General features: G+C 61.6%; 23 protein-coding genes. 7 read left to right on the forward strand and 16 right to left on the reverse strand.

Annotation, left to right across the window (positions count from 1 at the left end; all coding sequences use genetic code 11):
- Positions 1-34: 34 nt before the first annotated feature.
- Positions 35-433 (forward strand): VOC family protein, encoded by a 399-nt coding sequence (locus WBQ44_RS05795; RefSeq protein WP_495565772.1) that lies wholly within the window; start codon positions 35-37, stop codon positions 431-433.
- A gap of 292 nt (positions 434-725) precedes the next feature.
- Here WBQ44_RS05795 and WBQ44_RS05800 read toward each other — a convergent pair whose 3' ends face one another.
- From WBQ44_RS05800 to WBQ44_RS05815, 4 genes are read right to left on the reverse strand one after another with little or no spacing between them, the layout of a single operon-like run.
- Positions 726-1,094: a WhiB family transcriptional regulator gene (locus WBQ44_RS05800; RefSeq protein ID WP_495565773.1), complete on the reverse strand. Its 369-nt coding sequence runs from the start codon at positions 1,092-1,094 to the stop codon at positions 726-728.
- 40 nt (positions 1,095-1,134) lie between these two features.
- Positions 1,135-1,779 carry an RraA family protein gene (locus tag WBQ44_RS05805; protein ID WP_495565774.1) on the reverse strand — a complete coding sequence of 215 codons (645 nt, stop codon included), beginning with the start codon at positions 1,777-1,779 and terminating at the stop codon, positions 1,135-1,137.
- Between the two features lie 24 nt (positions 1,780-1,803).
- The gene (locus WBQ44_RS05810; RefSeq protein WP_495565775.1) at positions 1,804-2,799 is read right to left on the reverse strand and encodes a hydroxyacid dehydrogenase; all 996 of its coding nucleotides are present in this window, start codon (positions 2,797-2,799) and stop codon (positions 1,804-1,806) included.
- Positions 2,800-2,826: 27 nt separating this feature from the next.
- A complete protein-coding gene (locus WBQ44_RS05815) occupies positions 2,827-4,122 on the reverse strand; it encodes an MFS transporter (protein WP_495565776.1) in 1,296 nt (431 codons plus the stop codon).
- Between the two features lie 202 nt (positions 4,123-4,324).
- Here WBQ44_RS05815 and WBQ44_RS05820 point away from each other — a divergent pair, with 202 nt between their 5' ends.
- Positions 4,325-5,923 (forward strand): IclR family transcriptional regulator, encoded by a 1,599-nt coding sequence (locus WBQ44_RS05820; protein WP_495565777.1) that lies wholly within the window; start codon positions 4,325-4,327, stop codon positions 5,921-5,923.
- Between the two features lie 408 nt (positions 5,924-6,331).
- Here the strand turns inward: WBQ44_RS05820 and WBQ44_RS05825 are convergent, their stop codons facing one another.
- The gene (locus tag WBQ44_RS05825) at positions 6,332-7,174 is read right to left on the reverse strand and encodes an SDR family oxidoreductase (RefSeq protein ID WP_495565778.1); all 843 of its coding nucleotides are present in this window, start codon (positions 7,172-7,174) and stop codon (positions 6,332-6,334) included.
- Between the two features lie 128 nt (positions 7,175-7,302).
- On the opposite strand from WBQ44_RS05825, the gene WBQ44_RS05830 reads away from it, so the two are divergent.
- The 3 genes from WBQ44_RS05830 (at position 7,303) to WBQ44_RS05840 (ending at position 11,114) form a co-directional block, all read left to right on the forward strand.
- Positions 7,303-7,578: a winged helix-turn-helix transcriptional regulator gene (locus WBQ44_RS05830; protein WP_495565779.1), complete on the forward strand. Its 276-nt coding sequence runs from the start codon at positions 7,303-7,305 to the stop codon at positions 7,576-7,578.
- Positions 7,579-7,832: 254 nt separating this feature from the next.
- A complete protein-coding gene (locus tag WBQ44_RS05835; RefSeq protein WP_495565780.1) occupies positions 7,833-9,278 on the forward strand; it encodes a purine-cytosine permease family protein in 1,446 nt (481 codons plus the stop codon).
- 282 nt (positions 9,279-9,560) lie between these two features.
- Complete coding sequence (locus WBQ44_RS05840; RefSeq protein ID WP_495565781.1) at positions 9,561-11,114, forward strand: AMP-binding protein; 1,554 nt, start codon at positions 9,561-9,563, stop codon at positions 11,112-11,114.
- Between the two features lie 19 nt (positions 11,115-11,133).
- Here WBQ44_RS05840 and WBQ44_RS05845 read toward each other — a convergent pair whose 3' ends face one another.
- From WBQ44_RS05845 to WBQ44_RS05855, 3 genes are all read right to left on the reverse strand, one after another.
- Positions 11,134-11,598: a MaoC family dehydratase gene (locus WBQ44_RS05845; protein WP_495565782.1), complete on the reverse strand. Its 465-nt coding sequence runs from the start codon at positions 11,596-11,598 to the stop codon at positions 11,134-11,136.
- A 41-nt stretch (positions 11,599-11,639) separates the two neighbouring features.
- Entirely contained in the window at positions 11,640-12,644 is a 1,005-nt protein-coding gene (locus tag WBQ44_RS05850; RefSeq protein ID WP_495565783.1) for an MDR family oxidoreductase, read from the reverse strand.
- A 71-nt stretch (positions 12,645-12,715) separates the two neighbouring features.
- Positions 12,716-13,702: an NAD(P)H-dependent flavin oxidoreductase gene (locus tag WBQ44_RS05855; RefSeq protein ID WP_495565784.1), complete on the reverse strand. Its 987-nt coding sequence runs from the start codon at positions 13,700-13,702 to the stop codon at positions 12,716-12,718.
- 354 nt (positions 13,703-14,056) lie between these two features.
- On the opposite strand from WBQ44_RS05855, the gene WBQ44_RS05860 reads away from it, so the two are divergent.
- Positions 14,057-15,502 (forward strand): substrate-binding protein, encoded by a 1,446-nt coding sequence (locus WBQ44_RS05860; RefSeq protein ID WP_495565785.1) that lies wholly within the window; start codon positions 14,057-14,059, stop codon positions 15,500-15,502.
- An 18-nt stretch (positions 15,503-15,520) separates the two neighbouring features.
- Here the strand turns inward: WBQ44_RS05860 and WBQ44_RS05865 are convergent, their stop codons facing one another.
- The 4 genes from WBQ44_RS05865 to WBQ44_RS05880 all read right to left on the reverse strand — a co-directional run bounded on the left by WBQ44_RS05865 (position 15,521) and on the right by WBQ44_RS05880 (position 18,671).
- Positions 15,521-16,960 (reverse strand): amidase, encoded by a 1,440-nt coding sequence (locus WBQ44_RS05865; RefSeq protein ID WP_495565786.1) that lies wholly within the window; start codon positions 16,958-16,960, stop codon positions 15,521-15,523.
- Positions 16,957-17,181, reverse strand: coding sequence for a hypothetical protein (locus WBQ44_RS05870; RefSeq protein ID WP_495565787.1), 225 nt, complete (start codon positions 17,179-17,181; stop codon positions 16,957-16,959). Before WBQ44_RS05870 ends, WBQ44_RS05865 begins: the two co-directional genes overlap by 4 nt.
- Positions 17,182-17,394: 213 nt before the next feature.
- Entirely contained in the window at positions 17,395-17,691 is a 297-nt protein-coding gene (locus WBQ44_RS05875) for a carboxymuconolactone decarboxylase family protein (protein WP_495565788.1), read from the reverse strand.
- Between the two features lie 98 nt (positions 17,692-17,789).
- Entirely contained in the window at positions 17,790-18,671 is an 882-nt protein-coding gene (locus WBQ44_RS05880; RefSeq protein ID WP_495565789.1) for a sulfurtransferase, read from the reverse strand.
- Between the two features lie 272 nt (positions 18,672-18,943).
- On the opposite strand from WBQ44_RS05880, the gene WBQ44_RS05885 reads away from it, so the two are divergent.
- Positions 18,944-19,291, forward strand: a complete 348-nt coding sequence (locus WBQ44_RS05885; protein WP_495565790.1) for an ArsR/SmtB family transcription factor — start codon at positions 18,944-18,946, stop codon at positions 19,289-19,291.
- 254 nt (positions 19,292-19,545) lie between these two features.
- Here WBQ44_RS05885 and WBQ44_RS05890 read toward each other — a convergent pair whose 3' ends face one another.
- From WBQ44_RS05890 to WBQ44_RS05905, 4 genes are all read right to left on the reverse strand, one after another.
- The gene (locus WBQ44_RS05890) at positions 19,546-20,394 is read right to left on the reverse strand and encodes an energy-coupling factor ABC transporter ATP-binding protein (protein WP_495565791.1); all 849 of its coding nucleotides are present in this window, start codon (positions 20,392-20,394) and stop codon (positions 19,546-19,548) included.
- Entirely contained in the window at positions 20,391-21,152 is a 762-nt protein-coding gene (gene cbiQ / locus WBQ44_RS05895) for a cobalt ECF transporter T component CbiQ (protein WP_495565792.1), read from the reverse strand. Before cbiQ ends, WBQ44_RS05890 begins: the two co-directional genes overlap by 4 nt.
- Positions 21,149-21,484, reverse strand: a complete 336-nt coding sequence (locus tag WBQ44_RS05900) for an energy-coupling factor ABC transporter substrate-binding protein (RefSeq protein ID WP_495565793.1) — start codon at positions 21,482-21,484, stop codon at positions 21,149-21,151. Before WBQ44_RS05900 ends, cbiQ begins: the two co-directional genes overlap by 4 nt.
- A 1-nt stretch (position 21,485) precedes the next feature.
- The coding region (locus tag WBQ44_RS05905) for an energy-coupling factor ABC transporter permease (RefSeq protein WP_495565794.1) at positions 21,486-22,202 on the reverse strand (717 nt) is incomplete at its 5' end.

The following is a 22,202-nucleotide window of genomic DNA, read 5'->3' on the forward strand; positions in this document are numbered from 1 at the left end:
GTAGAGCAGACGCCTATACGAAAGGTTTATCGGGATGCCCAATTTTCCAGGCTTGGCCCACGTTGCGATAACGGTGTCGGATCTCGACCGGAGCGTCGAATGGTATTCGCGGTTGTTCGATTCCCGCCCGGTGCTGGACGAAGACGAGGAGTCTGGCACTTTCCATCATTCGGTTTTCGCGCTCGCCGACGGCATGCTGTTCGGGCTGCATACACACCACGGTTCGACGGCTGAGGGGCCGTTCGACGAACGCCGCACAGGCCTGGACCACATCGCGTTCGGGTGCTCCCAGGAAGAACTGATCCAGTGGCGGGATAGGTTGACCGAGCTGAAGATCGAACATTCCGGCATCAAGCACGCCCACTACGGTTCGGGTATCTCGTTCCGAGACGTGGACAATGTCGCCCTCGAATTTTTCGCCCCACCCGCATGAGCCCCACTTTCGCGCAGAGTGGTCCCTACTGAGCCCAGCAGCACGGGATCGCAGCCCTCGCGAGATGCTGCTCGAGTATGCCGCGAAGGTCTTGAACCATGGCGCGCTGAGTGTCGAAAACCGTACCGAAGCACTGCTGATGCGCACCCTCGACCTTTTTAGCGGTCGCTCCGCGAGTCGACCGCGTCGTCCGGCGGAAGCGTTCGAAATCGTCAGGCATGAAGGGGGAGTCTGACCGCTCGACTCAGGTCTCAGACCGACGCGCATCCCGAACTCCGTAGCGGACGATTCGCTACGAGGTCCGAGCGGACCGAAATCTCTGGGGTGGTCCGATGCGGTGTCTTGGAGCGGCGGGCTGGTCGATTGCCTCGGACTTGTCGGAACCGGCTGCGCGGCGGAGTCGCTCAGTCACGGTCAGCCCACCCCAGACGCCGTATGGCTCCCCGCAGTCGAGCGCGTGCTGAAGACACCGCTCGACTATCGGGCACTGCGCGCACACCAGTTTGGCATCTCGTTCTGCTTTGGCCAAAGCCGACCCGCGAAGGCCTCGTGGGGGAAAGAACATGCCGATGGGCATGGAGCGGCAGGCGGCCTCGATCTGCCACTCCCACTCGTCATTTCGGGGCTTCGGCAACCGCACCGGAGCGAGGTGATGACGCACTGTCGGCTCCCTCTACGAAGTATCTGCGATGTCGATCTTGTCAACGTGCCAGCGCAGCGCGGATGTCGGTGCGCATACCCTGTTCGATACCGTCCTGTGCGGCTGTTCGTTCGAGCGCAGCCGTGACGTCTTGACGAGCGATGACGACCAGGCCGTCGGAGTCTCCGATGATGGCGTCGCCTGGATTGCAGACGATATTGCCGCAGGCGACGGGGAAGCCGACTTGGCCGGGTCCGTTCTTCCAAGGTCCTGCGGGGCTGACGCCGCGGGCGTAGACGGGGAGCTTCATAGCCGTCAGTTCGTCGACGTCGCGGGTGGAGCCGTCGATGACGACACCGGCGATACCTTTGGAGGTGCAGATTTCACCCAGGATGTCGCCGAACACCGCTCGGCTGATCTCGCCGTATCCGTTGATGACGAGGACATCGCCGGGCTGGGCGTCGTCGAGCGCCCGGTGAATGGCGAGGTTGTCACCTTCGCGGGCCAGAATCGGCAGTATGGTACCGGCCAACTTCAGTCCGGGCGTGACGAGTTCGATCTGGGCGGACAGCAGTCCCATCCGTTTTTGCGCGTCACCGATCAGAGCGACAGGGTACTGCGCGAGCGCGGCGATGGCGTCGAGGTCCGCTCGATCCCAGCTCGGTGCGATATCGATATTCGAGGCGTCGGCTTTGATGAACATCATTCTCCTACAAGGTAAGTGGGTGTGTCAGTGGCCGGTGGCGGGAGCCAGTACGGCGTTGACGACGTTGTCGGGTGTCTCGTTCGCGAGCGCCTGTCGGATGCAGGTGACTGCTCCGTGGCCTGCTGTTTCGAAGGCCTTGTCGGTCTGGCCTGCGACGTGGGGGGTGATGATGAGGTTGCTCAGGTGGTCGAGTTGTTCGGCGAGTGCGGTGTACGGCAGCGGGTTCTTCATGTCGATGGATTCGCCGCTGAGGACGTCCAGAGCGGCTCCGCCGAGGTGGCCGTCGGTGAGGGCTACAGCGAGTGCGGATTCGTCGATCAATCCACCGCGTGAGGTGTTGATCAGGAATGCGCCCGGCCGCATACGTTGCAGCGCGGAGGCGTCGATCAACGATGCGGTCACGTCGGTGAGCGGGACGTGCAGCGAGATGACGTCGGACTGGTCGATCAGGTCGTCGAGTGAGACGAGCGTGGCGCCGGCGGCTGTGACGGCGTCAGCGGTGATGAACGGGTCGGAGACATGGATGGTCATGCCGAACCCGCGGGCGATGTCGGCGACGATGCGTGCGATGTTGCCGAACCCGACGAGTCCGAGTGTGCGACCGCCGAGTTCGAACCCGTTGAGCTGTGGCTTGAGGTCCGACCACCCTCCGGCTGCGACGCCGTTGGTGGCGGTCGGGGTCTTGCGGGCCAGCGACAACAGCAGCGCGAAGACGTGTTCGGCGACGGCGCGGCTGTTGCTGCCCGGGGTGGTGGTGACCCACACGCCGTGTGCGGTCGCGGCGTCGAGGTCGACGTTGTCGGTTCCCACGCCGTGGCGGGCGATGATCTTGAGCTTGGGGGAGCCGGTGATCATGTCGGCAGAAAAGGTCTCTGCCCGCAAGAGAACGGCATCGACGCGATCTTGTACGTCGCTGTATTGCACGGAGTCGGGGCCATAGCCGAGGTTGACCTCGCCCATGTCGCTCAACGCGGCCAGGGCGTCGGGGTGGATCGGGTCGGAGACATAGAAGGTGTGCATGTGAAAACCTTTGTGTCGGTGTCGCGGTCAGCTGTAGAGGTGGGTGTCGGTCTTGCTTCGACGGACGGTGCCGGCGACGATGGCAAGGCCGAAAACTCCGAATCCGACGAGGATGAACGCGGGGATGAGGATGTTCCCGGTGGCGTCGATCAGCCACGTCGAGACGTAGGGGCCTGCGCCGCCGCCGATGACTGCGCCGATGCTGTGGCCGAAGGCAACGCCGCTGTGTCTGACCTGAACGGGGAAGAACTCGGTCATCGAGCTGTAGGTACCGACCTGGCAGAGCGCGTAAGGAATCATGCCGAGCAGCAGGCCGGCGATCGCGACGGGGAACGACCCGAGGCCCATCAGCAAGAACGAGGGGATGGTGACCACGATGTACGCGGTGTAGGCCATGAGCAACAGTCGCTTGCCGCCGACCCGTGAGCCGAAGTAACCGACGCACGGAATGAGAACCGATGCGCTCAGGACGGCGAACAGAACGATCGTCGACGCTTGGCCCTTGGAGAAATCTAGCGAGGTGCTCAGGTAGACGGCGATGAAGACAGTACCGATGTAGGTGCCGACGTTCTGCACCGTCGAGATGGCGACGACCTTGAGCAGCGGTGCGCGGTGGTTGGCCCAGAGCCGTTTGAGTGGGCTGTCGGTGTTGGTTTCGGCCTTCTTCGAGGCTGTGAACTCAGGACTGTCCTCGACGCTCAGGCGGAGGTAGAGGCACAGAATGCCGAGGGGGACAGCGAGAAGGAACGGAATGCGCCAGCCCCAGGCTTCCATCTGTTCGGCGGGCAGCATGCTCGCGGCGAGTGCGGCCATACCGGCGGCGGCACCCTTACCGAGCTGCGCGACACCGGGAACGAACGAGATGTAGAAGGGGCGCTTGGACGGCTCGGCCCATTCGCGGATGTAGCTTGCCGCTCCGCCGATCTCACCACCGGTCGAGAAGCCCTGCAGCATCCGGAAGATCACCAGCAGGATGGGGGCTGCGACTCCGATCTGTGCGTATCCCGGCAGGAGGCCGGTCAGGGCGGCTGCCGCGCTCATCAACCCGATGCTGGCGATCAGGCTGGTCCGTCGTCCGACTCTGTCGCCGAGGCGCCCGAAGTACAGCGCACCCAGCGGGCGCACGAGGAATGCGGAACCGAACACCAGCAAGGTGTTCAGCAGGCCGATCGTTGGGTTTTCGCTGGGGAAGAACACGACCGACAGGGTGGCGGCGACGTATCCGTACACGCTGAAGTCGTAGTACTCGATGAACGTGCCGAACGCCGCAACAGCCGTGGCCTTCTTGGCCTTCTTGCGCTGCTCGGGATTGAACGTGTTCACGTCCTCGACTGTAGATGGCTCCACAATGACCTCCGGTTAAAAGATGGGACAGTGTCCTGCCCTATAGTCATAAGTGTGGGGCCGATCACTCGCCGCTGTCAAGTGTCGGTTCCGAGAGGCACAGAACCGCGCCAGGGTGAAGTGACACTAAACTGCTGGCATCGAGGGCGCTGGGCTAGGACAACACGGAAAGGGGTGCAGTGTGACTGTCACGGATAGCGACGCGCGCGCCGGATCCGCCCGAGGGTCGTGGGACTCCTACCTCGAAGCGGTGCCCGACGGCACAGACCGCGTCGTCGCTCTTCTCGACGAACTGGTTCGACGCCCAGCGGAAGACTCGCGGGGGGTCCGTGACTTGGCCATCGATCTCGGTTCGACCAAGAGCACCGTGGCCCGGCTGCTGCAGGAGATGTCGAATTCGAATCTGACGCATAGAGATGCTCGGGGTCGTTATCACGTCGGCGCCCGACTGAGAGTGTTGACATCGCGAGTGCATCTGTCGTGCAGCATCTTTCGTGACGGTGGGGACATCGCCCAAGAACTGGCGGACGCCGCCGGGTCTACGGCCACCATCAACCTTGTCAGCGCGAACAAAATCAGTGGCTTCGTGGCAGTACGACGCTCGTCGGTGGGGCCGATTGGCTACAATCTGACCCCGGGCACCGCCCTGCCGCTACACGCGGGAGCAACCGGGCGGGCCCTGTTGTCGGCGATGGACGGCGACATCCCCGACAACCTCGAACTCACCCGCTTCACAACCGACACCATCACCGGCCTGGCATCGTTGCGAGAGCACATCGAACGCGACCGACGCAACGGGTACGTGCTGAGCATCGGGCAGCACTTCGTGCAGGCGGCGGGGCTGTCGGCGCCGTTCGTCTTCGACGGCATTCCTGCCGCGGTCACCATCACTCGCCCTCGTACCGATACCACCGAACACGACCTGCGGGAGCTCGTCCCCCTCGTACTCGACGCCGCCAGAAGGCTTGGCAGACTAAGCGATTCAGGCGACAACGCCAACACAGATCACCCCGCCAGAATCGGTCCCGACGCATCCGACGGCGGCACCGCAGTGGACCGACTCGAACGGCTCATCGCGGCTCTCGCCCGCCACCCGAAAGGCCTCCCCACAGGGGGTCGAGCGCTTGGCCGCGTCATCCGGGCCAATCCCTCCACTGCGACGAAGCTACTGGGTGTCGCCCTACACTCGGGTCTGGCGACCAAGTCGATGGACACCCTCGAAATCGGCCCCACGCTGATGCGTTGGTCGGCACTGCTCGGTGTTGCCGAGACCGTCGCCGAACTCGTGCGGCCCGCGGTAGCGGAACTGTCTCGGCAGACAGGCGAGACCGTCGGGCTGATCGAGCTCGATCAACCCACTCGTATCGCCCGGCAGACGTTGGTAGTCCAGGGGAGCCAGCAGATGCACTATTGGATGGCGACGGACACCGATATTCCGCTCCACGCTGGTGCGTCGGGAAAAGCGATTCTTGCCCACCTCCCGCCGGACGTACTCCCGCAACTTCCGTTGGTGAGGTACACCGCCAACACTGACATCGACCCGGCCTCGATCGCGCGCGCACTCGAGGACATCAAGAGGCGCGGCTGGGCAGTCGGCGACGGCGAACGCATCCCCGAGGCATTCGGCATCGCGGCGCCGTACTTCACGGACGGGCAGATAACGGGGTCGATCACCGTCACGATCCCGAAGCTCCGTGTCGAGTACGTCGATACATCGGAGATTGCAGCCGCGGTAGTGCGCACGGCTGAGCAGATCTCCCAGATCTTGTCCTTGGGCTGAACGGGCCAAGAATCGCCAACCTGCATCGAGAGGCACTCACTGACAGCTCGGCACTCGTGGGCCGCGTGAGGATCGGACTCAACGATGGTGTCTCCAGGATGGATCCCGTCGCCGCAAAACCATTGGCGACCTCGGACGCCACAAATACCTCCTGTGGGCGCAGTCGATCGCCAAGCTCGCCGAATAACTCGACGCCGAAGCACAACAGCGGCCGCGCGAACCCTATGTGAGCGGCCGTGCTGGCTCGGTAGCTGAGGACCCCGGCTGGGTCGTGTCCGTTTTGCCCGTACGACGCGGTGTTGTGCGCTCGGCCTTGTGGATTCGGGTCGGGGTAGCGCGAACGCGGGTGCGTCGGCGCTACCCATATCGAGGCAGTGTCGGACGGCTTCCCCTGATCGATGGCAATCCTCAAATTGCGAGGTCTGTGAGCCATTGCTGCACGCTGCGGGGGCTCATTCCGAGCAGTTTTTGTGCGGATCGTTCGGAGGAGATGACCTCGCCGGATTGAGTCGCTCGGTGACGGTAGGAGTCGATGACGGGGCCTGCAGCGCCCTCGCCGAACAGTGGGGTGATCATGTCGCCGTAGTGCTCGGGTGAGATGGCGTCGAATGTGACGGGCCGGTCGAAGTAGGTTGCGAACCCTTTCGCCAGATCGGAACCGACCAGTCCCGGGAGTGCACCGACGGAGACGATGCCGGTGACCGACGTGTCGGTGAGCAGGCGAACTGCGACGTCGGCGATGTCGAGGTGAGAGCTCCATGAGACCGCATAGTCGTCACGGATCGGGTACATCAACGTGCCGTTCTCGCGGACGGGCCCCAGTGACACGGGCAGAAGGAGGTTCTCGAGAAACAGTCGGGGCTCGATGACAGCGTAGGAGACTCCGCTCTCGTGCAACTGGTGCGCTAGCACTTCGGGTGCCGACGACGGTGGTGCCGATTCGTCGACGGTGGCTCCGCTGGTAGAGAACACCACGCGAGCCGGGCGAGCACGTCGCACGGCGTCACCGATCGCGTGGGCGAAGGCCATTTGGTCTGCCAACGGGCCGATAGGAATGTGGACGAAGATGCCATCTGCTCCGGTGTAGGCATTGGCGAGCGAGTCGATGGAGGTGTAGTCGACGGCGACTGCTGGGACCCCGATCGTCGAGGTGTTGCGTACGGCGGCGGTGGTGTGGTGGCCGGCGGCGGTCATGGCGGACAGGACAGGGGAACCTTGGGCGCCGGAAGCGCCGTGCACGATGTAGGTCATGAGGTAATTAATGCATAGGTTGCAGTGGTTACATCAAGTGCAGTAAGGGTAGTCTGGCGCAGTGTGAGGCCTATGAAGTTCGACGAATGCACCACTGACACTTGCGGGATCGCCCGCTTCCTGAGCTTGTGGACGGTCCGTGGGCGACGTTGATCGTCCGTGAACTACTGACCGGCCCGGCCAGGTTCGGCGAACTGCTCGCGGCGTTGGATGGGATCAGTGCGCATACCTCGACCAACCGACTTCGCAAGTTCGAGACGTACGGTTTGCTCACTCGCACGTCCTACCCGGAGATTCCACCCCGTGTGGTTTACGAACTCACCCCGTTGGGGCAGGGGTTGAGTTCCGTCCTCGAAGCGATGAACCGATGGGTGCTGACCGTGCCCATCGTGGCATCGGACTGAACCGCACCCGCCTGCGTCATCGGCATGGCGTCGAGCCTGGCATTAGGTCAGTAAGTAGTGACATATTGACTGCCGAGTACGGACGCTGTACGTTGGCGTGACGCACAGCACATCAAACGGTGCAGCGTGGGCAAGTACATCAAACCGCGCAATGGGTCGTCATCTGCACACGGGGGATGGCCGGCAGTGCCTTTCGGCACGTGCGCGCCTGATCGATGCCGGAAAACTCGCCGCTACGGACGATGGGACTATCAATGGACTTTCAGCGCTACTTTGCAGGGCCTGATTCGAGTTTGGACGAGCAGATCGAAAGTTACGCGACCAGTCGGGTACCCGCCAATCGGCGCTGGCCTCGGCCCGCGATTCTCTTGGTGTTGACCGGAAACGTAACGGCAATGTTCTGGTTTCTCCTCGGAGGCCAGTTGGGCTTCCTGGTCGGGTGGCCACTCATGCTCATACCTATCGCGTACATGATCATCGGTGCCACCGTTGTCGGCGGATTAATCATGCGGATCGCAAGCAAAGAAGGCTTGTCGTTGCCGCTCTTGAGCCGCGGATTGGGGTTCGGTGTCAAAGGTTCTGCCGTAGCGTCTGTCGTTTACGCGGTGAATTACGTCTTCTACTTCATCTTCGAAGGCAGCATTGTCTCGCACGCCCTCAGTGAGTGGGCTGGGATACCTATCGATTCATTCTGGGCGACCATCGTATTCTCCGGAGTTGCGCTCGTGGCGCTGTACTGCAGCTGGCGAGGAATGCACTCGATGAACATTCTCCAGAAGTTCGGACTCCCGATTTTCCTTGTACTGTTCGTCGTCGGCATCATCATGCTGGCGCAGGGCTATGTCCTCGTCGGCCCGGGGGAGTGGAAGGCCACCGGCTCCGTCGGCGCTGTTGCAATGTGGCAGGCCATGAGCCTCCTGAACGGTCAGATTGTCTTCCAAGGCCTTATCGCCACCGACTACGGCCGATTCGTCAAAACCACCGTGGGATACCGTGGGACGGCCGGCCTGATGTTCACGGAGCTGTTGATGTGCTCCGTCGTGATTGTTCTCGGTGCATTCCTGGGATTCACCATGATCGGAAGCTTTGAGAATCGGCCGAATCCCGAATTGGCCGCGACCGATCCGGGCCTGATATTTGCAGTGATGATGGGTCTTCTAGGCGTGATCTTCGCAGTCGTGACCCAGATACGTATCAACGTCATAAATTTGTATTCCGGTTCCCTGGCCCTATCGAATGCAGCGGATGCGCTCAGTCGCCGTAAGGTTGGTCGACAGTGGTGGATGGTCGCCATGATCGCCGTGGGAATTGCCGCATACCCACTCAATGTCCTGCAATACACCGACAAATTCTTGGCCGTCACCGGAATCATGACGAACACCTGGATTTTTATCCTGCTTGCGGATTATTTTGTATGCCGGAAGATGCTAGGCCTGGCACCCTTCGAAAATATCGAATACGACGACGTGAGGGTGCGAAGCTGGAATGTCCCCGGCATCTTGGCAATGGGTACCGGGATAGTGATCGGTGGTGCAGGTGTGCTCGGATTGTACCCGACCTACTACGCCTCTTTCCTTGCAATGGTGATCGGTCCGATGGTGTACGTCCCGTTGACGTATCTGACGAAGGGACGGTACTACTTCGTAGCTCCGGTCGATCCACCTACGGTAGGCGAAGTGCCCGCGACCGCTGATAAGTGACGGAATCGGTGCCGACAGCGGTTGCCCTCACCGGTTGTACTGAAAAGTGCGGAAGGCCGCACTTCCAGTCTGTCACCAGACGTGCGAAATCACCGAGAGAATTGATTCGTGCAATCGCAGGAACTTGCGCGCCACAGGACGCCTATCGCCCGCGTGGTCGACATGTAAGCCGCAATCGAATGGGCAGTTCACTAAAACTTGTTATGCCACCTCATATTGACATGACTATATTGTGATCAGCACAGTAGGCATTCGCACAATGACGCGTCACCAGGAGTTACTATGCAGATACCGTTCCACGTCAATGACTTTCTCAACCGCGCAGTCTCGGTTTACGGAGACCGAATCGGTGTCGTGGACGAACCTGATCAGCCGGCTCCGAGTCTCGGCGACCTCACGTACCGACAACTTGGGATGCTTGCGCGACGCCAGGCCGCCCGGCTCGACGAGTACGGGATCGCTGCCGGTGAGCGAGTGGCAATCGTCAGCCAGAACAGCGGTCGTCTACTGGCCTCTTTCTTCGGCGTCAGCGGATGGGGCCGGGTCCTCGTACCGGTCAACTTCCGGCTGAGCGCCGCCGAGGTGCAATACATCGTCGATCATTCGGGGGCCCGGGTACTTTTCATCGATCCAGAACTCGAGGAGCATCTGTCCAGCGTCGTATGCGAGCACAAATTCGTCCTGGGAGACGATGCCTCGCTCTACGCCTCGACCGAGATCGAACCGTCGGCTTGGGAACACGACGAATCCGCCCTCGCCGCAATCAATTACACTTCCGGGACGACCGCTCGTCCCAAGGGGGTGCAGATCACACACCGCAACATCTGGGTAAATTCCATGACCTTCGGCCTGCACATCCAGGCCGGTGATCGCGACGTGTACCTACACACTTTGCCGATGTTCCACGCAAACGGGTGGGGTATGCCATTCCTCATGAGCGGCGTGGGAGCCCGACACATCGTGCTGCGCAAAGTCGACGGAGCCGAAATCCTGCGACGTGTCCGAGACCATAGGGTGACCGTGCTCTGCGCCGCGCCGGCGGTCGTGTCGTCGATACTCGATGCGGCGCTGGCTTGGGACGGCGAAGTGCCGGGCAAAGCTCGGGTTCGGATCATGGTCGCCGGTGCTCCGCCCCCCACCCGAACTATCGCCCGCGTGGAGGAGGAACTCGGCTGGGAGTTCATTCAGTTGTACGGACTGACCGAGACATCACCTGTGCTCACCGTCAACAGAACAAGAGAGGAATGGGACGACCTCGACGTCGAGGAACGAGCTCAGAGGCTGGGTCGGGCTGGACCTCCGGCCCTCGGTGTGACGTTGAGCATCGACCGATCGACGGCAGGCGCCGGTGAAGTGCTTGCTCGGTCGAACGTTGTGACGCAGGGATACTGGCAGCAACCGGAGGAAACCGAACTAGCGCTCGCGGACGGTTGGTTCCATACGGGCGACGGTGGTCATCTGTCCGATGACGGATACCTGACTATCGCCGATCGCAAGAAAGATGTCATCGTGACCGGCGGTGAAAACGTCTCCTCGATCGAGGTGGAAGACGCTCTCTTCTCTCATCCTGCGGTGGCCGAGGTTTGTGTGATCGGCGTACCCAGCGAAAAGTGGGGCGAGACCATCAAAGCGCTCGTCGTGCTATCGCCCGATGTTGATGTCGACGGAGATATAGAAAGAGAATTGATTCGGTGGTGCAAGGCCCGTTTGGCGGGCTACAAAGCGCCGACATCGGTCGAATTCCGCACCGCGTTCGAACGTACCGCCACCGGCAAGTTGCAGAAGTTCAAAATCCGGTCGCAGTACTGGGACAGCTCGGGACGCCAGGTGAACTGACGCCCCGAGCTGTTATGCCTCAGGCGTGGTCGCAGTAGGACAGAAGGAGGAACTCTCCAACCATCGCCGGCCGCTCCACGTCTTTGATCTCGATCTCGATCTTCACGTGGCACGTGACGCCACCGTCCTGACGCTGAGATACGTTTCCCATCGAAGCCTTCAGCCTGATGTGTGAATCGACCGGGACCGGATTGGTGAAGCGCACCTTGTCCAATCCGTAGTTGACTCCGCGAGTCTCGTCGCTGACGTGAAAGATCTTACCGAGAAGATGTGGCACCAAGGCCAGAGTGAGGAACCCGTGCGCGATTGTGGTTCCGAAGGGGCCCTCGGCGGCTCGGTGACGATCAGTATGGATCCATTGGCGATCCTCGGTGTATTCGGCAAAGCCGTCGATACGAACTTGATTGATTTCGATCCATTCGGATGTTCCGAGATCACTGCCGACCGAGTCGATCAATTGCGCATGAGTAAGCGTTGTGGTCATGTGAGCCTTCTTCCGTTGTCTCGAACGTGGGGGCGCAGCGTTCAATTTCCGTGTTGTCCATCGGTTCCTATTGCAACCACCACCCGCCCCCGTATCTCACCGGCCAGGATTTCCCGGCTGAGCGTCGGCAGGTTCTCGAAGTCGGAATCTACCGAAATTTGTTCCAATGCCTTCGGTGTTACCAGGTCTTCGAGCCTCGACCAAGCCTGCTGTCGAATTAGTGGAGGCGCCCAGACCGAGTCGACGCCAAGAAGTGAGACCCCTCGCAAGATGAACGGTAAGACCGTCGTCGGCAGGTCGATGCCACTTGCCAGTCCGCACGCTGCCACGGCTCCGCCGTAACGTATTCGCGAGAGCACGGTTGCGAGCGTGGTAGTTGCGACACTGTCCACCGCGGCCGCCCAGGTTTCGCTTGCCAATGGTCGCCCTGCATCGGCGAGTTCGTCACGGCCGATCACGTCAGTGGCACCGAGAGCTACGAGATAGTCGGTCTCCTGTGTCTTTCCGGTCGATGCGTGGACCTCATATCCGAGGGTGGAGAGCAAATGAACTGCATAACTTCCGACGCCGCCCGATGCTCCGGTAACGAGCACGGGTCCATCTTTCGGTCGTATTCCTGCACCTTCGAGACGCATTACGCACAACATGGCCGTCACGCCAGCCGTCCCGATCGCCATTGCGCCCCTTGTACCGAAAGTCCCGGGTATCGCAACGGCGTGTGTCGGGTCGATACGCTGGTAACCCGAATAGCCCCCCGGTGCTGTCTCGGACAACCCGCCTCCGGTGAGTACTACCAGTTGTCCTTCACTGAAGTGGCCTGCCGCCTCGACGACCACACCGGCGAGGTCGATGCCGCAGGTCAACGGGTAGCGACGCACCACGCCCGGACGTCCGAGCATCGCCAGACCATCCTTGTAGTTCAAGGACGAGTGGCGAACCTCGACGAGTAGTTCGGAGTCGGGAAGATCCGCCTCCGTCAGCTCGACCAGCTCGGCGGGTTGCCTGGTCGCGGTGACGCGATACGCGGGGAAGGTGAGACTAGGCACGAGGACTCCTGAGGGTCGGTTGCCAGGGGTGGACTGCGGGGCAGTGCGCGGTCATATGGCGGAACCTCGGTTCACTTGATACGGCGCTGACTTGGAAGGGTGTGATCGATGATCGATTCGGCTTCTTCGATGATGGTCCGAACGACATCGGCGCAGGACAGGACCTCGTCGATCAGACCCTGAGCCTGTCCGGCCCACCACATACCGTCTTCGACATCACCGTGTGTGAGTACGCGATCACGGCCTCGTTCGCCCGAGGCGAGATGGGCGACATCTGAGAACGATGCGCCGGGCAGCGACCCGAGCCGAGCAATGTCCTCCGACAACGAGTTTCGGGCGACTCGTGCGGTATTGCCGAATTCACGGAACACAATCTGTGTGGCGCGCTCGTCATTGGTGACGATTTGGTTCTTGACGTTGTCGTGGATCGGTGCCTCGAACGTGGCCTCGAACCGCGTCCCCATGTTGATCGCACTCGCCCCGAGGGCCAGGGCCGCCACCAGTCCTGCACCAGTTGCGAATCCACCGGAGGCGATGATGGGGATGGACAATTTCCGCACTGCTGCGGGAATGAGTACGAGGCCCGGCACGTCGTCCGGTCCGGGATGACCGGCGCATTCGAAACCGTCGATACTCACGGCGTCGACGCCGAGGGATTCGGCCTTGAGGGCGTGACGTACCGACACAGCTTTGTGAATAGTCTTGATCCCGGCAGCTTTGAAGTGCGGTAGGTGTGGCGCCGGGCTGCTACCCGCTGTTTCAACGATGGTGATGCCGGATTCGACGATCACGTCTCGGTACTCGTCGTAGGGCACGGGCGTGATCGTCGGAAGAATGGTCAGATTGACCCCGAAGGGCTGATCGGTAAGTTCTCTACAGCGGCTGATTTCTCTCATCAGCGCCTCCGGTGTCGGTTGGGTCAGGGCGCTGATGAATCCGAGAGCACCTGCGTTCGCCACTGCAGCGATCAGCTCGGCGCGACCGACGGCCAGCATTCCACCGCAGACGATGGGGTGTTCGATCCCGAAAGTGTCGGTGAACTTGTTCTGAAAAGCCATGAGTACTCCTGGCGGGCCTCGGTTGTTGTCGCCTCGGGGCTTCACGTCGACGTAGACCTCGGTGACGTGTTATCGATCCCGCTGCCGGTCCGGTCAAATATTGCTCAACCAGGGTGACATGTCAACATCTGTGCACATGTTGCCTAGTCGCGGTCTTACAGTCGCGTCAGCCCGCCTCGACTCCGATGGCCGAACCTCGAACCCCCCGTGGGTTGGTGACACGTGGTCACGGCGGTAGGCTCTATTGGCGAGGCCGCGACGCCCGACACTTCGTCGGTGGTCCCACGATGTAGGGCATCAGTACACTCTTGCCGATCTGTACGCGTCGGCTACGTCGCTGTATGAGGTGGGTCCATGGGTGACATTGTCTTTTCCGAGGTAGTGCAGCTTTCGTGCGCACCCACACAGGCTTTCGATTCCATCGCGGCGGAAAATTCGCCTCGGTTGCGCCTTCCGCTCGGGAGCGTATTTCGGGTAGGCGTACCCATCAGTATCGCGGTAACGCTTCCGCCGAGTCTCGGGGGCCAACGTATCGATGTGCTCGGGCGAATCGTGCGTGTCGACCGGCCGTACAAGGTGGTGATCGCTCACGAGTTGCCTTGGCACGGAACCATCAGCGTAACAGTTCAACCCGATGCGAGCGGTGGGTGCCGCCTGCGGATAATAGGCAGCATTTCCGAAGACGTCGTCTCGTGGGCGACCCGATTCTTGCTCCCTGCGCCGCCGCTCGACGATCCGGCGCGAACGTGGAGGGTCGGTCTCCTGTCGAGCGGGACCGGACCGGCGAGCGTGTATTCGGTTGCGACGAAAAACATGGCGCTCCTCGCTGTCGAGGAGATCAACCGTGACGGGGGAGTCCTCGGACGGAGAATCGAACTTGTCCATGGAGACGATGGAACACATCCGGGACTCGGGGCGGCTGAACTCGTCCGGCTGAAGGCATCCGGTTGTGATGTCGTCCTGGCAAACGTCACGTCCGCGACTTTCCGCAAACTGCTACCTGTTGCCCGACGACAAAACGTTCTGTTGGTACATACCTTGATGAACGAGGGCGGAAGCGACAAGGAGAGCATTCGACTCGGTGAGAGACCGACGTCCCAGGCATCGGCAGTGATTCCTGCGCTGATGCAGGCTACGAGTGGGGAGCGGTTCTTTCTCGCCGGAAGTGACTACAGCTGGCCTCGCTCGATGATGCGATCAGCGCGCAACGTCATCGAGCGCTCGGGGGGCGCGGTGGACACCGAGTGCTACCTACCTCTCGGGACCAGGGACTTCGCACCGTTGATCGAGTCCATCGACAGCGATGGGTCCGAGCTGGTCGTGTCCACTTTCATCGGTGCCGACGAAGTGGCTTTCGAGCAACAGATGCACGCCATGGGAGTGGCAGCCCGTGTTCAAACCGTCTCGTTTGCGCTCGACGAGTCGACCCACGAGTACATCGGTCCGGCTGCGAGCGCCGGCTTGTGGACCGTGTTCTCCTACTTCGAGACATTGGGCTCGAATGAGAACAGTGAGTTCCTAGCCCGCTATCACACGCGATTCGGTGCCGACGCGCCTCCCGTATCGAGCGTTACCGAGTGCGTGTACGAGGCCGTCCATCTAGTGGCCCGCGCGGCGACCAATGTCGGTGATGTGCAGCCGTCGATGCTGAGACAGCAGCTCCGCGCCGGCGTCGTTATCGACGGACCACGTGGGCGTATCGAGCTTTCGGCGCGCGGGCTACGCCAACCGCTCTACCTGGCGCAGTCCGTGGGAGGAAAACTCGTGACCAACGAGATCGGTACTACCCGATCTGGCTGAAGTTTCCCTTATCGGTTGTCAGCTGCCAGCGTGCGCCGGGCGAATCATCGGCGGTGCGTCGGAACCGTGCGCGTCCGCGATGCGCTCGAACGCGGCAGCAACGGCCAGCAATTCGACCTCGCCGAACGCGCGGCCTATGAACTGAAGACCGATGGGGAGCCCCTCGTCGGAGTATCCACACGGCACCGAAATCGCCGGGAGACCCGCGAGGCTGGCCAGCGCGGTAAAGCGCATCGCGGCAGAGAGAAACGATTCGCTGTGGCCGTCGGGCAGATCGATCCGATCGGTTCCGTGGAGCGGTGCCGGGAAAGGCAGCGTCGGAACAACGATGACATCCGATCGTCGAAATACTTCGTCGAGACGTTCCGACAGCAACCTCCGGTATCGCTGCGCGTGCATGTAATCGGTCGCCGAGTACATCTCGCCGGCGTAGAGCAGGTTGCGAACATCGTCGCCGTACTTTTCCGGAGAGTCTCGAATCCACTGATGGTGGAGGACAGTAGGTTCCACTACATCGACCGTCATGAGTGCGGAGAGTGCGTGTTCGAGTCCGTCCACCTCGACGGTCCGTATGCTCGCGCCGGCAGACTCCATTCTTGCGATGCCAGCTGTGACACTGCGATACACAGCGGGGTCGAGGTTTTCCAAGCTCACTCCTTGGAGCAGGGCGAGCCGCACACCTTCGAGGTCTCCATCCAGTCGTGCAGGGTAGGAAGGCACTGGGACGGCGCGTGTACGTGTGTCGAGCGGATCGTGGCCGGCGATGGCCTCGAGCATCACTGCGCAGTCGCGCACCGACCGGGTCATCGGTCCCACTGTGTCGAGGCTCCAACACAGCGGAACTACCAGGTGGTTGCTTACTCGTCCAATCGTTGGCCGCAGGCCGACGATGCCGTTCAGAGCTGCGGGTAGACGCACCGAGGCGCCGGTGTCGGTCCCGATTGCGGCGAAACACATGCGGGCGGTGACAGCGGCAGCGGACCCACCACTGGACCCACCCGGGATCCGATCGGTATCCCACGGGTTGCGAACCGGTCCGTAATGTGGGTTGGCGCTGGTCACTCCATAGGCGTATTCGTGCATATTCAGCTTGCCGACCACAATGGCACCAGCGTCCCGCAAGCGCCGAACCACTGTGGCGGACTCCACGGACGGTATCGACGCCAGGTGCTTGCCGCCCGCCGTGGTGGGAAAGCCGGCTAGGTGCACATTGTCTTTGATGGCGATCGGAATACCGTGGAGCGGACCACGGTAAGCACCGGCAGCGATCTCGGCGTCGTATACATCAGCGAGAGCACGGGCCTGACCGTCCATCACGGTGATGAAAGCATTGATTTCGGGGTCGAACCTGGAAATCTGATCGAGAGTGGCAGCCACGAGTTCGGACGAGGACACCTCGCCCTCCCGCAGTAATTTCGCTGCGGCGACTACATCGAGATCGAGGTATTCCGCCATCATCCGCTGATTCCGTTCGACTCGGTTTTGTCGACGGTGTAGATGGGGTTTCGGTCGGTGATCGGTCCCATATATGCCGAAAGTTGAGACGACATTCCAAGCAAGTCGTCGACAAGCGGCATCAACTGCGCAATATCGACCCCGTCGAGAGCCAGACCTGCACCGGCTACCCGATTCTTCAAGGTCGCTTCGTCGAATGGGTGATACCTGCTGTCTGCGGTCACGGCCGACCTCCTAATGGCTGCCTCTGCTGAAATCCCGCGGGCGGCGGAACCGTGCGTTCATACGCCAGAGCACTGGTATACGACCTCTCGGATGCGCGACCAAGCGGATAGGGCGGATACCCCAAGTGTAAGTTTCACTGCTTTCAGTCAACATGTCAATGAATAGTGACTTGTGGGCGAGTCTATCGCGAACACATCGCCTTCCAAGGTTAACTACTCCTCGACGATGGCCTTCATTGCCTTCCAGCCGTGAGTGACTCCGCCCCCGGCCCGCAAAGCGGCAGCCACCATAACCGCCTCGGCCACATCGGCTTTGGATGCTCCGGCCTTGACCGCCCGCTTGGCGTGGTCCTCGATGCAGAATGGGCACTGCGTCGTGACAGCGACGCCAACTGCGATCAGTTCGCGGGTGGCCAGATCGAGGTTCCCGGTGTCCTTCGCGAAGACTGCCTTGTCGAACCCGAAGAACGCAGAAACCATCTCCGGCGCGGACTCCTTGATGTCACTCATGAACTTCGCTTCATCGTTGTGGGAATGCACTATTTCACCTCTCGTTGTCAAGTAACCGACTATCCCCCCCATGGGTATGTCGTGAGCTCTGATGAAGTTCAGCGGGGCGATGGTCCGGTGATCAGGGGAAGGTTGGGGTCACCGGCCCATGCCGTCATCGATCCGTCATAGACGGCGACGTCGTGACGTCCAGCCACCGACATGGCGTGTGCGACACCGGTGGCCGCGACGCCACCGCCGCAGTGCACGACGACGGTCTTCGTTGTGTCCAGCAAACCCGCATCCTCGAACAGCGTCCGCAATTCTTCGACGGGGCGCAGCCCCCCTGTCTCGCGGTTCTTGATTCTGGTGACAGGTAGGTTGATGCTGCCAGGGATATGGCCGCGGCGACCGTAAGTATTGCTATCGCCGCGGTAGGTGGCCGGATCCAGCACATTGACCAGGATCGTCGACGGGTCGTCGAGTGCGGCTTGAACCTCACCCGTCGTCCGTATCAGTTCAGGCTTCCTGCAGGCCGTGAATAGCCTGGCAGCAGCGGTGGACACGGTGTCGGTGACGGGCATCCCGGCGGCACGCCATGCCCGCAGTCCGCCGTCGAGAACTGTTGCGGATTCGAAACCTTCGAGTCGAAGCTGCCACCACAGTCGAGTGCTCCAATACCCGTCGTGCTGATCGTAGATGACCACCGTCACGCCATCGCCGATACCGAGGGCACCCGCGGCGGCGGCGAACCGCTCCGAATCCGGAACTGTCCATGGCTCGTTGCTGTCAGGGTCGGCAAAAGCGGTCAACAAGTCCGCGAACAGCGCGCCCTCGATGTGCGCCTCTTGGTAGGACATAAAACCGGATATGGGCGTGTACGGGCCTTCCGTGGGAATTGGAAGGTGGGTCGTCGCGTCCACGATTACGACATTCGGGTCGTTCTCGTGGTCGCGTAGCCAGGTGACGTCGACGAGATCAGTTTGGCGTTCTGTGGTCATGAGTTCCTCGAGTCTGTATGTGGGTGGGGCGACGGATCGGATTCGACCCGAAATGTTGTTCGATCGGGGTTTCGATGGTGTCGCAGCGTCCCAGTGTCGGCCCGGTCGAAATGACGGTGACGCTGAACCGGCCGAACACCTGGCACCTCCGGCTTGTAGGCAGTTGCGCGAGATCCAACTCGGTAAGTCGATCGCTAATGTCAACATACAGTGACATGTCGGCGTGTGGGGTACGCTTCACTCAGACGGTCCCAAGCTCGGAGGTGAATGCAGTGTCCAGTGGCGATGCCTCGGCTGTTCTCGACGCGCTCGGCGATCCGACTCGGCGTGAGATCTTGTTGATTCTCGGCGAGGGCGAGATGGCAGTCGGCGATCTGGCGGACCGAATCGAGCACGTAGGCCGCACTGCAGTGTCCAGTCACCTGCGTGTCTTGAGGCTGGCAGGTGTCGTCGTAGAGCGGCGAGAAGGCCGTTTTCGATATTACAGTGTCGATCCAGCGCCGGCGTTGCAAGTCGTGGATTTTGTTAAATCCATCTACCGTTCCGCTATGACCGAAATGGTCAACCGTGTTCCCGAGTCGGAATCGACCGGTTCGAACTCGGACGCGATGTGGGCATAAGGAAGCCGTAGTGAGCGGGATCGTCGTTGCGCATCGCGCAACTCGAATTCAGACGCCTTTCGCCTGATTGTTGCCGGTGGCCTTCGGGCCCCGCATGCTAGTTCTAAAAATCTGCCGACCGCGAGTATTCGTACCGGTCTACATTCGTCCGTTCTGATATATCCCCGGTCAACGGTATACCTACATTCTGGGGTATGTCGTTTGCCTGTAACAACCAGCATTTCAGGGTCCCGGCCGATCCAAGGCCGGGAAACTCACCGAGCGGCTGTGGCGCGCATGTCGCACAGAAGCTGGGTCACCTCCTCTACAGTTCGGGGCAGTGACGAGGGCGGCATCAACCCCTCGGCGGCAAGGGATTCCGCCAATCGCAGCGTCCAGGGCAGCTTCAACCGGGCCGCCGACAGTAAGGCCTTGCTCCCGAGTAAATCGCGCGGATCACCTTTGACCACGGCGCCGTCGCACATGACTGCTGCATCGTCGGCCCATTCCAGGGCGAAGGCGACATCGTGTGTTGCGAGGACGATTGTCGTGTCGTGCTGTTCGAGTCGCGACACGGCCTCGACCATCTCGTCGACTCCCTGCGGATCCAGACCGGCGGTCGGTTCGTCGAGGAGCAGAACACAGGGGCGCATGGCGATAGCGCCCGCTATTGCTACCCGTTTCTTCTCCCCATAGGAGAGATGATGAGTCGGTTTACGTCGCAGGTGCTCGAGACCGAGAAGGTCGAGCGCTTCCGCGACACGTTCTTTGACCTCGGTCGGTGAGAGGCCGAGATTTGATGGTCCGAACGACACATCCTGTGCCACATCGGCTGAGAACAGCTGATCGTTCGGGTCTTGGAGAACGAGCTGAACCGCTTGCCGGTGCGCTCGCAGGCCGCCGCGTGAGTATCGCAGGGGCTCACCGTCCACGAAGACCTGCCCCAAGTCGGGTCGGGTACTGCCCGCCAAGCAGGAGAGCAACGTCGATTTCCCGGATCCGTTGGCGCCCAACAATGCCAGTCGCCGGGCCGGTTCGATCTGCAGCGACGCGTCCCGCAGAACGGGAATCTCGGGGTCGTAGCCGGCGACCACGCCGTCGCCTCGAAGAATGCGGTGGCTCATGAAGCGCTCCACACCATGGTCGGCGTGGCCACCGCGAGCAGCATTCCCACAGCGGCGGCCATCCATGTCCTGCTCGTTCGAGGGGGATCGTCGAGGGTGGTGAGTTCGTTCGTGTACCCGCGGCCGGCGAGGCCCGTCTCCAGGCGGCGGGCCTGATCCCACGAGCGGATCAGGATGACCGACACCAAGTCTCCGCTTGATCTCAGTGTTTGCGTAATCGTCGTGTTTCCCAGCCGCGCAACCTGGCTGCGCCGGATCGTCCGAGTGGTGTCGAGAAGCATGAACAGCATCCGATACATCAAAGACGCCACCTCGACACAACCCGCAGGCACCCCCGAACGCCGAAGCCCTCCCATCAGATCCGTCATCGGGGTTGTGAGCGATAGAAGCAGCACAGACAGTGTTCCCGCACCGGCGCGCCCCGCGACCTCCAGCGCGTGTATGAGGGAGCTGTCGGTGATTCTGATCGTGAGCGACGGGTCGACCCGAACCGAGACGGCGACGGCGAGCGCGCTGAGCACGATGAACCCGAGTGGCGCTGTACAAGCACGACGGAACACGCGAACATCGGTGCCGGCCTGCCCCAGGATCAGATAGGTCGCCAGCCCCGCGACGGTCAGCGACGTGGGCCAGACGGGAAGGACAAGCGTTAGTGTGAGCAGGCCGAGGCTCAGCAACGCTTTCCCACCCAGACCTGTGTCACGCCAGCGGCTCGACCACGCAGCGTCATCGATGGCCAAGCCTTTCGCCTGACTCAACTCTTCACTCTTTCCGGTTCAACGGGTTCGGCGGATTCGTCGCGTCGACGATGGCGGAGCGCGCCGATGCAGTAGCCGAGAGCGATGCCGCCGAGAGCTGCTTGCAGCGCGAAAAGTCCGGATTCGACTTCGCTGGACGTCGGAGCGAAGACCGCCGAGAACCACGGCACATAGTTCGGGTTCTCTTCTTCGATCAAGGTGGTGGCGGCGGAGTCCGAGCCCACGAACCGATCATGATCGCCTGGCCTGAGCGCATCGAGCACTAGTGCCGAGGCCGCGATGAGGACGATCGCAACCAGGAGACCAAGGTTGACGAGAATCGATCTGCGCATGTCAGACCGTTCCGTGTGTCGATGGGGGAGTGACGACAGACTTGTCGGTGGCCTTGGCGGCTTTCGAGGTACGCAGAACGCCCATTCGCCGAAGTTCGGGAGCAGCAACCGTTTTGAGTACGCGGAAGACCAGCACGCCGAGCAGTCCTTCGGCCACGGCGAGGGGAATCTGCGTCAGGGCGAACACCCCGAGGAACTTTCCGATTGCACCTCCGACGCCGGACGCAGGATCGGGGAACGCCAAGCCCAGTTGAACGGAGGTGACGCAGTACGTCGAAATGTCGGCCAAGAACATGGCGGTGAAGATCGCGGCCGACGTGTTCGTCGACATCCGACTGACGAGCACGTACCCGCCGTACCCCACCCACGGACCGACTATCGCCATCGAGAAGGTGTTGGCCCCGAGCGTTGTGAGGCCGCCGTGGGCCAGAAGTAGCGCCTGAAAGAGCAGCACCACGATACCGAGGAACGCCATCACCGGCGGTCTGAACAGCACCGCGCCCAGTCCTGTCCCGGTGGGGTGACTGGAGCTACCGGTCACCGACGGGAGTTTGATGGCCGAGAGTACGAACGTGAATGCCCCCGCTGCTCCCAGGAGAAGTTTTGCCTCGGGATGTTCCCTGGTCTGACGAACGACGCAGTACGCACCGTGTACGACGAACGGCGCCGCGGCGACCGTCCAGGCAGCGGCCTGGACGGGAGGGAGAAAACCTTCGGC

This window comes from Rhodococcus sp. (in: high G+C Gram-positive bacteria), assembly GCF_049591685.1.
Lineage (GTDB): Bacteria > Actinomycetota > Actinomycetes > Mycobacteriales > Mycobacteriaceae > Rhodococcoides.

What these genes read in the sequence shown, in the direction of transcription:
- WBQ44_RS05795 (WP_495565772.1), top strand. Translation starts at nt 35, where the DNA reads ATGCCCAATTTTCCAGGCTTGGCCCACGTTGCGATAACGGTGTCGGAT.
- WBQ44_RS05805 (WP_495565774.1), bottom strand. Translation starts at nt 1,779, where the DNA reads ATGATGTTCATCAAAGCCGACGCCTCGAATATCGATATCGCACCGAGC.
- WBQ44_RS05810 (WP_495565775.1), bottom strand. Translation starts at nt 2,799, where the DNA reads ATGCACACCTTCTATGTCTCCGACCCGATCCACCCCGACGCCCTGGCC.
- WBQ44_RS05825 (WP_495565778.1), bottom strand. Translation starts at nt 7,174, where the DNA reads ATGACCTACATCGTGCACGGCGCTTCCGGCGCCCAAGGTTCCCCTGTC.
- WBQ44_RS05835 (WP_495565780.1), top strand. Translation starts at nt 7,833, where the DNA reads ATGGACTTTCAGCGCTACTTTGCAGGGCCTGATTCGAGTTTGGACGAG.
- WBQ44_RS05840 (WP_495565781.1), top strand. Translation starts at nt 9,561, where the DNA reads ATGCAGATACCGTTCCACGTCAATGACTTTCTCAACCGCGCAGTCTCG.
- WBQ44_RS05845 (WP_495565782.1), bottom strand. Translation starts at nt 11,598, where the DNA reads ATGACCACAACGCTTACTCATGCGCAATTGATCGACTCGGTCGGCAGT.
- WBQ44_RS05855 (WP_495565784.1), bottom strand. Translation starts at nt 13,702, where the DNA reads ATGGCTTTTCAGAACAAGTTCACCGACACTTTCGGGATCGAACACCCC.
- WBQ44_RS05860 (WP_495565785.1), top strand. Translation starts at nt 14,057, where the DNA reads ATGGGTGACATTGTCTTTTCCGAGGTAGTGCAGCTTTCGTGCGCACCC.
- WBQ44_RS05865 (WP_495565786.1), bottom strand. Translation starts at nt 16,960, where the DNA reads ATGATGGCGGAATACCTCGATCTCGATGTAGTCGCCGCAGCGAAATTA.
- WBQ44_RS05875 (WP_495565788.1), bottom strand. Translation starts at nt 17,691, where the DNA reads ATGAGTGACATCAAGGAGTCCGCGCCGGAGATGGTTTCTGCGTTCTTC.
- WBQ44_RS05880 (WP_495565789.1), bottom strand. Translation starts at nt 18,671, where the DNA reads ATGACCACAGAACGCCAAACTGATCTCGTCGACGTCACCTGGCTACGC.
- WBQ44_RS05890 (WP_495565791.1), bottom strand. Translation starts at nt 20,394, where the DNA reads ATGAGCCACCGCATTCTTCGAGGCGACGGCGTGGTCGCCGGCTACGAC.
- WBQ44_RS05900 (WP_495565793.1), bottom strand. Translation starts at nt 21,484, where the DNA reads ATGCGCAGATCGATTCTCGTCAACCTTGGTCTCCTGGTTGCGATCGTC.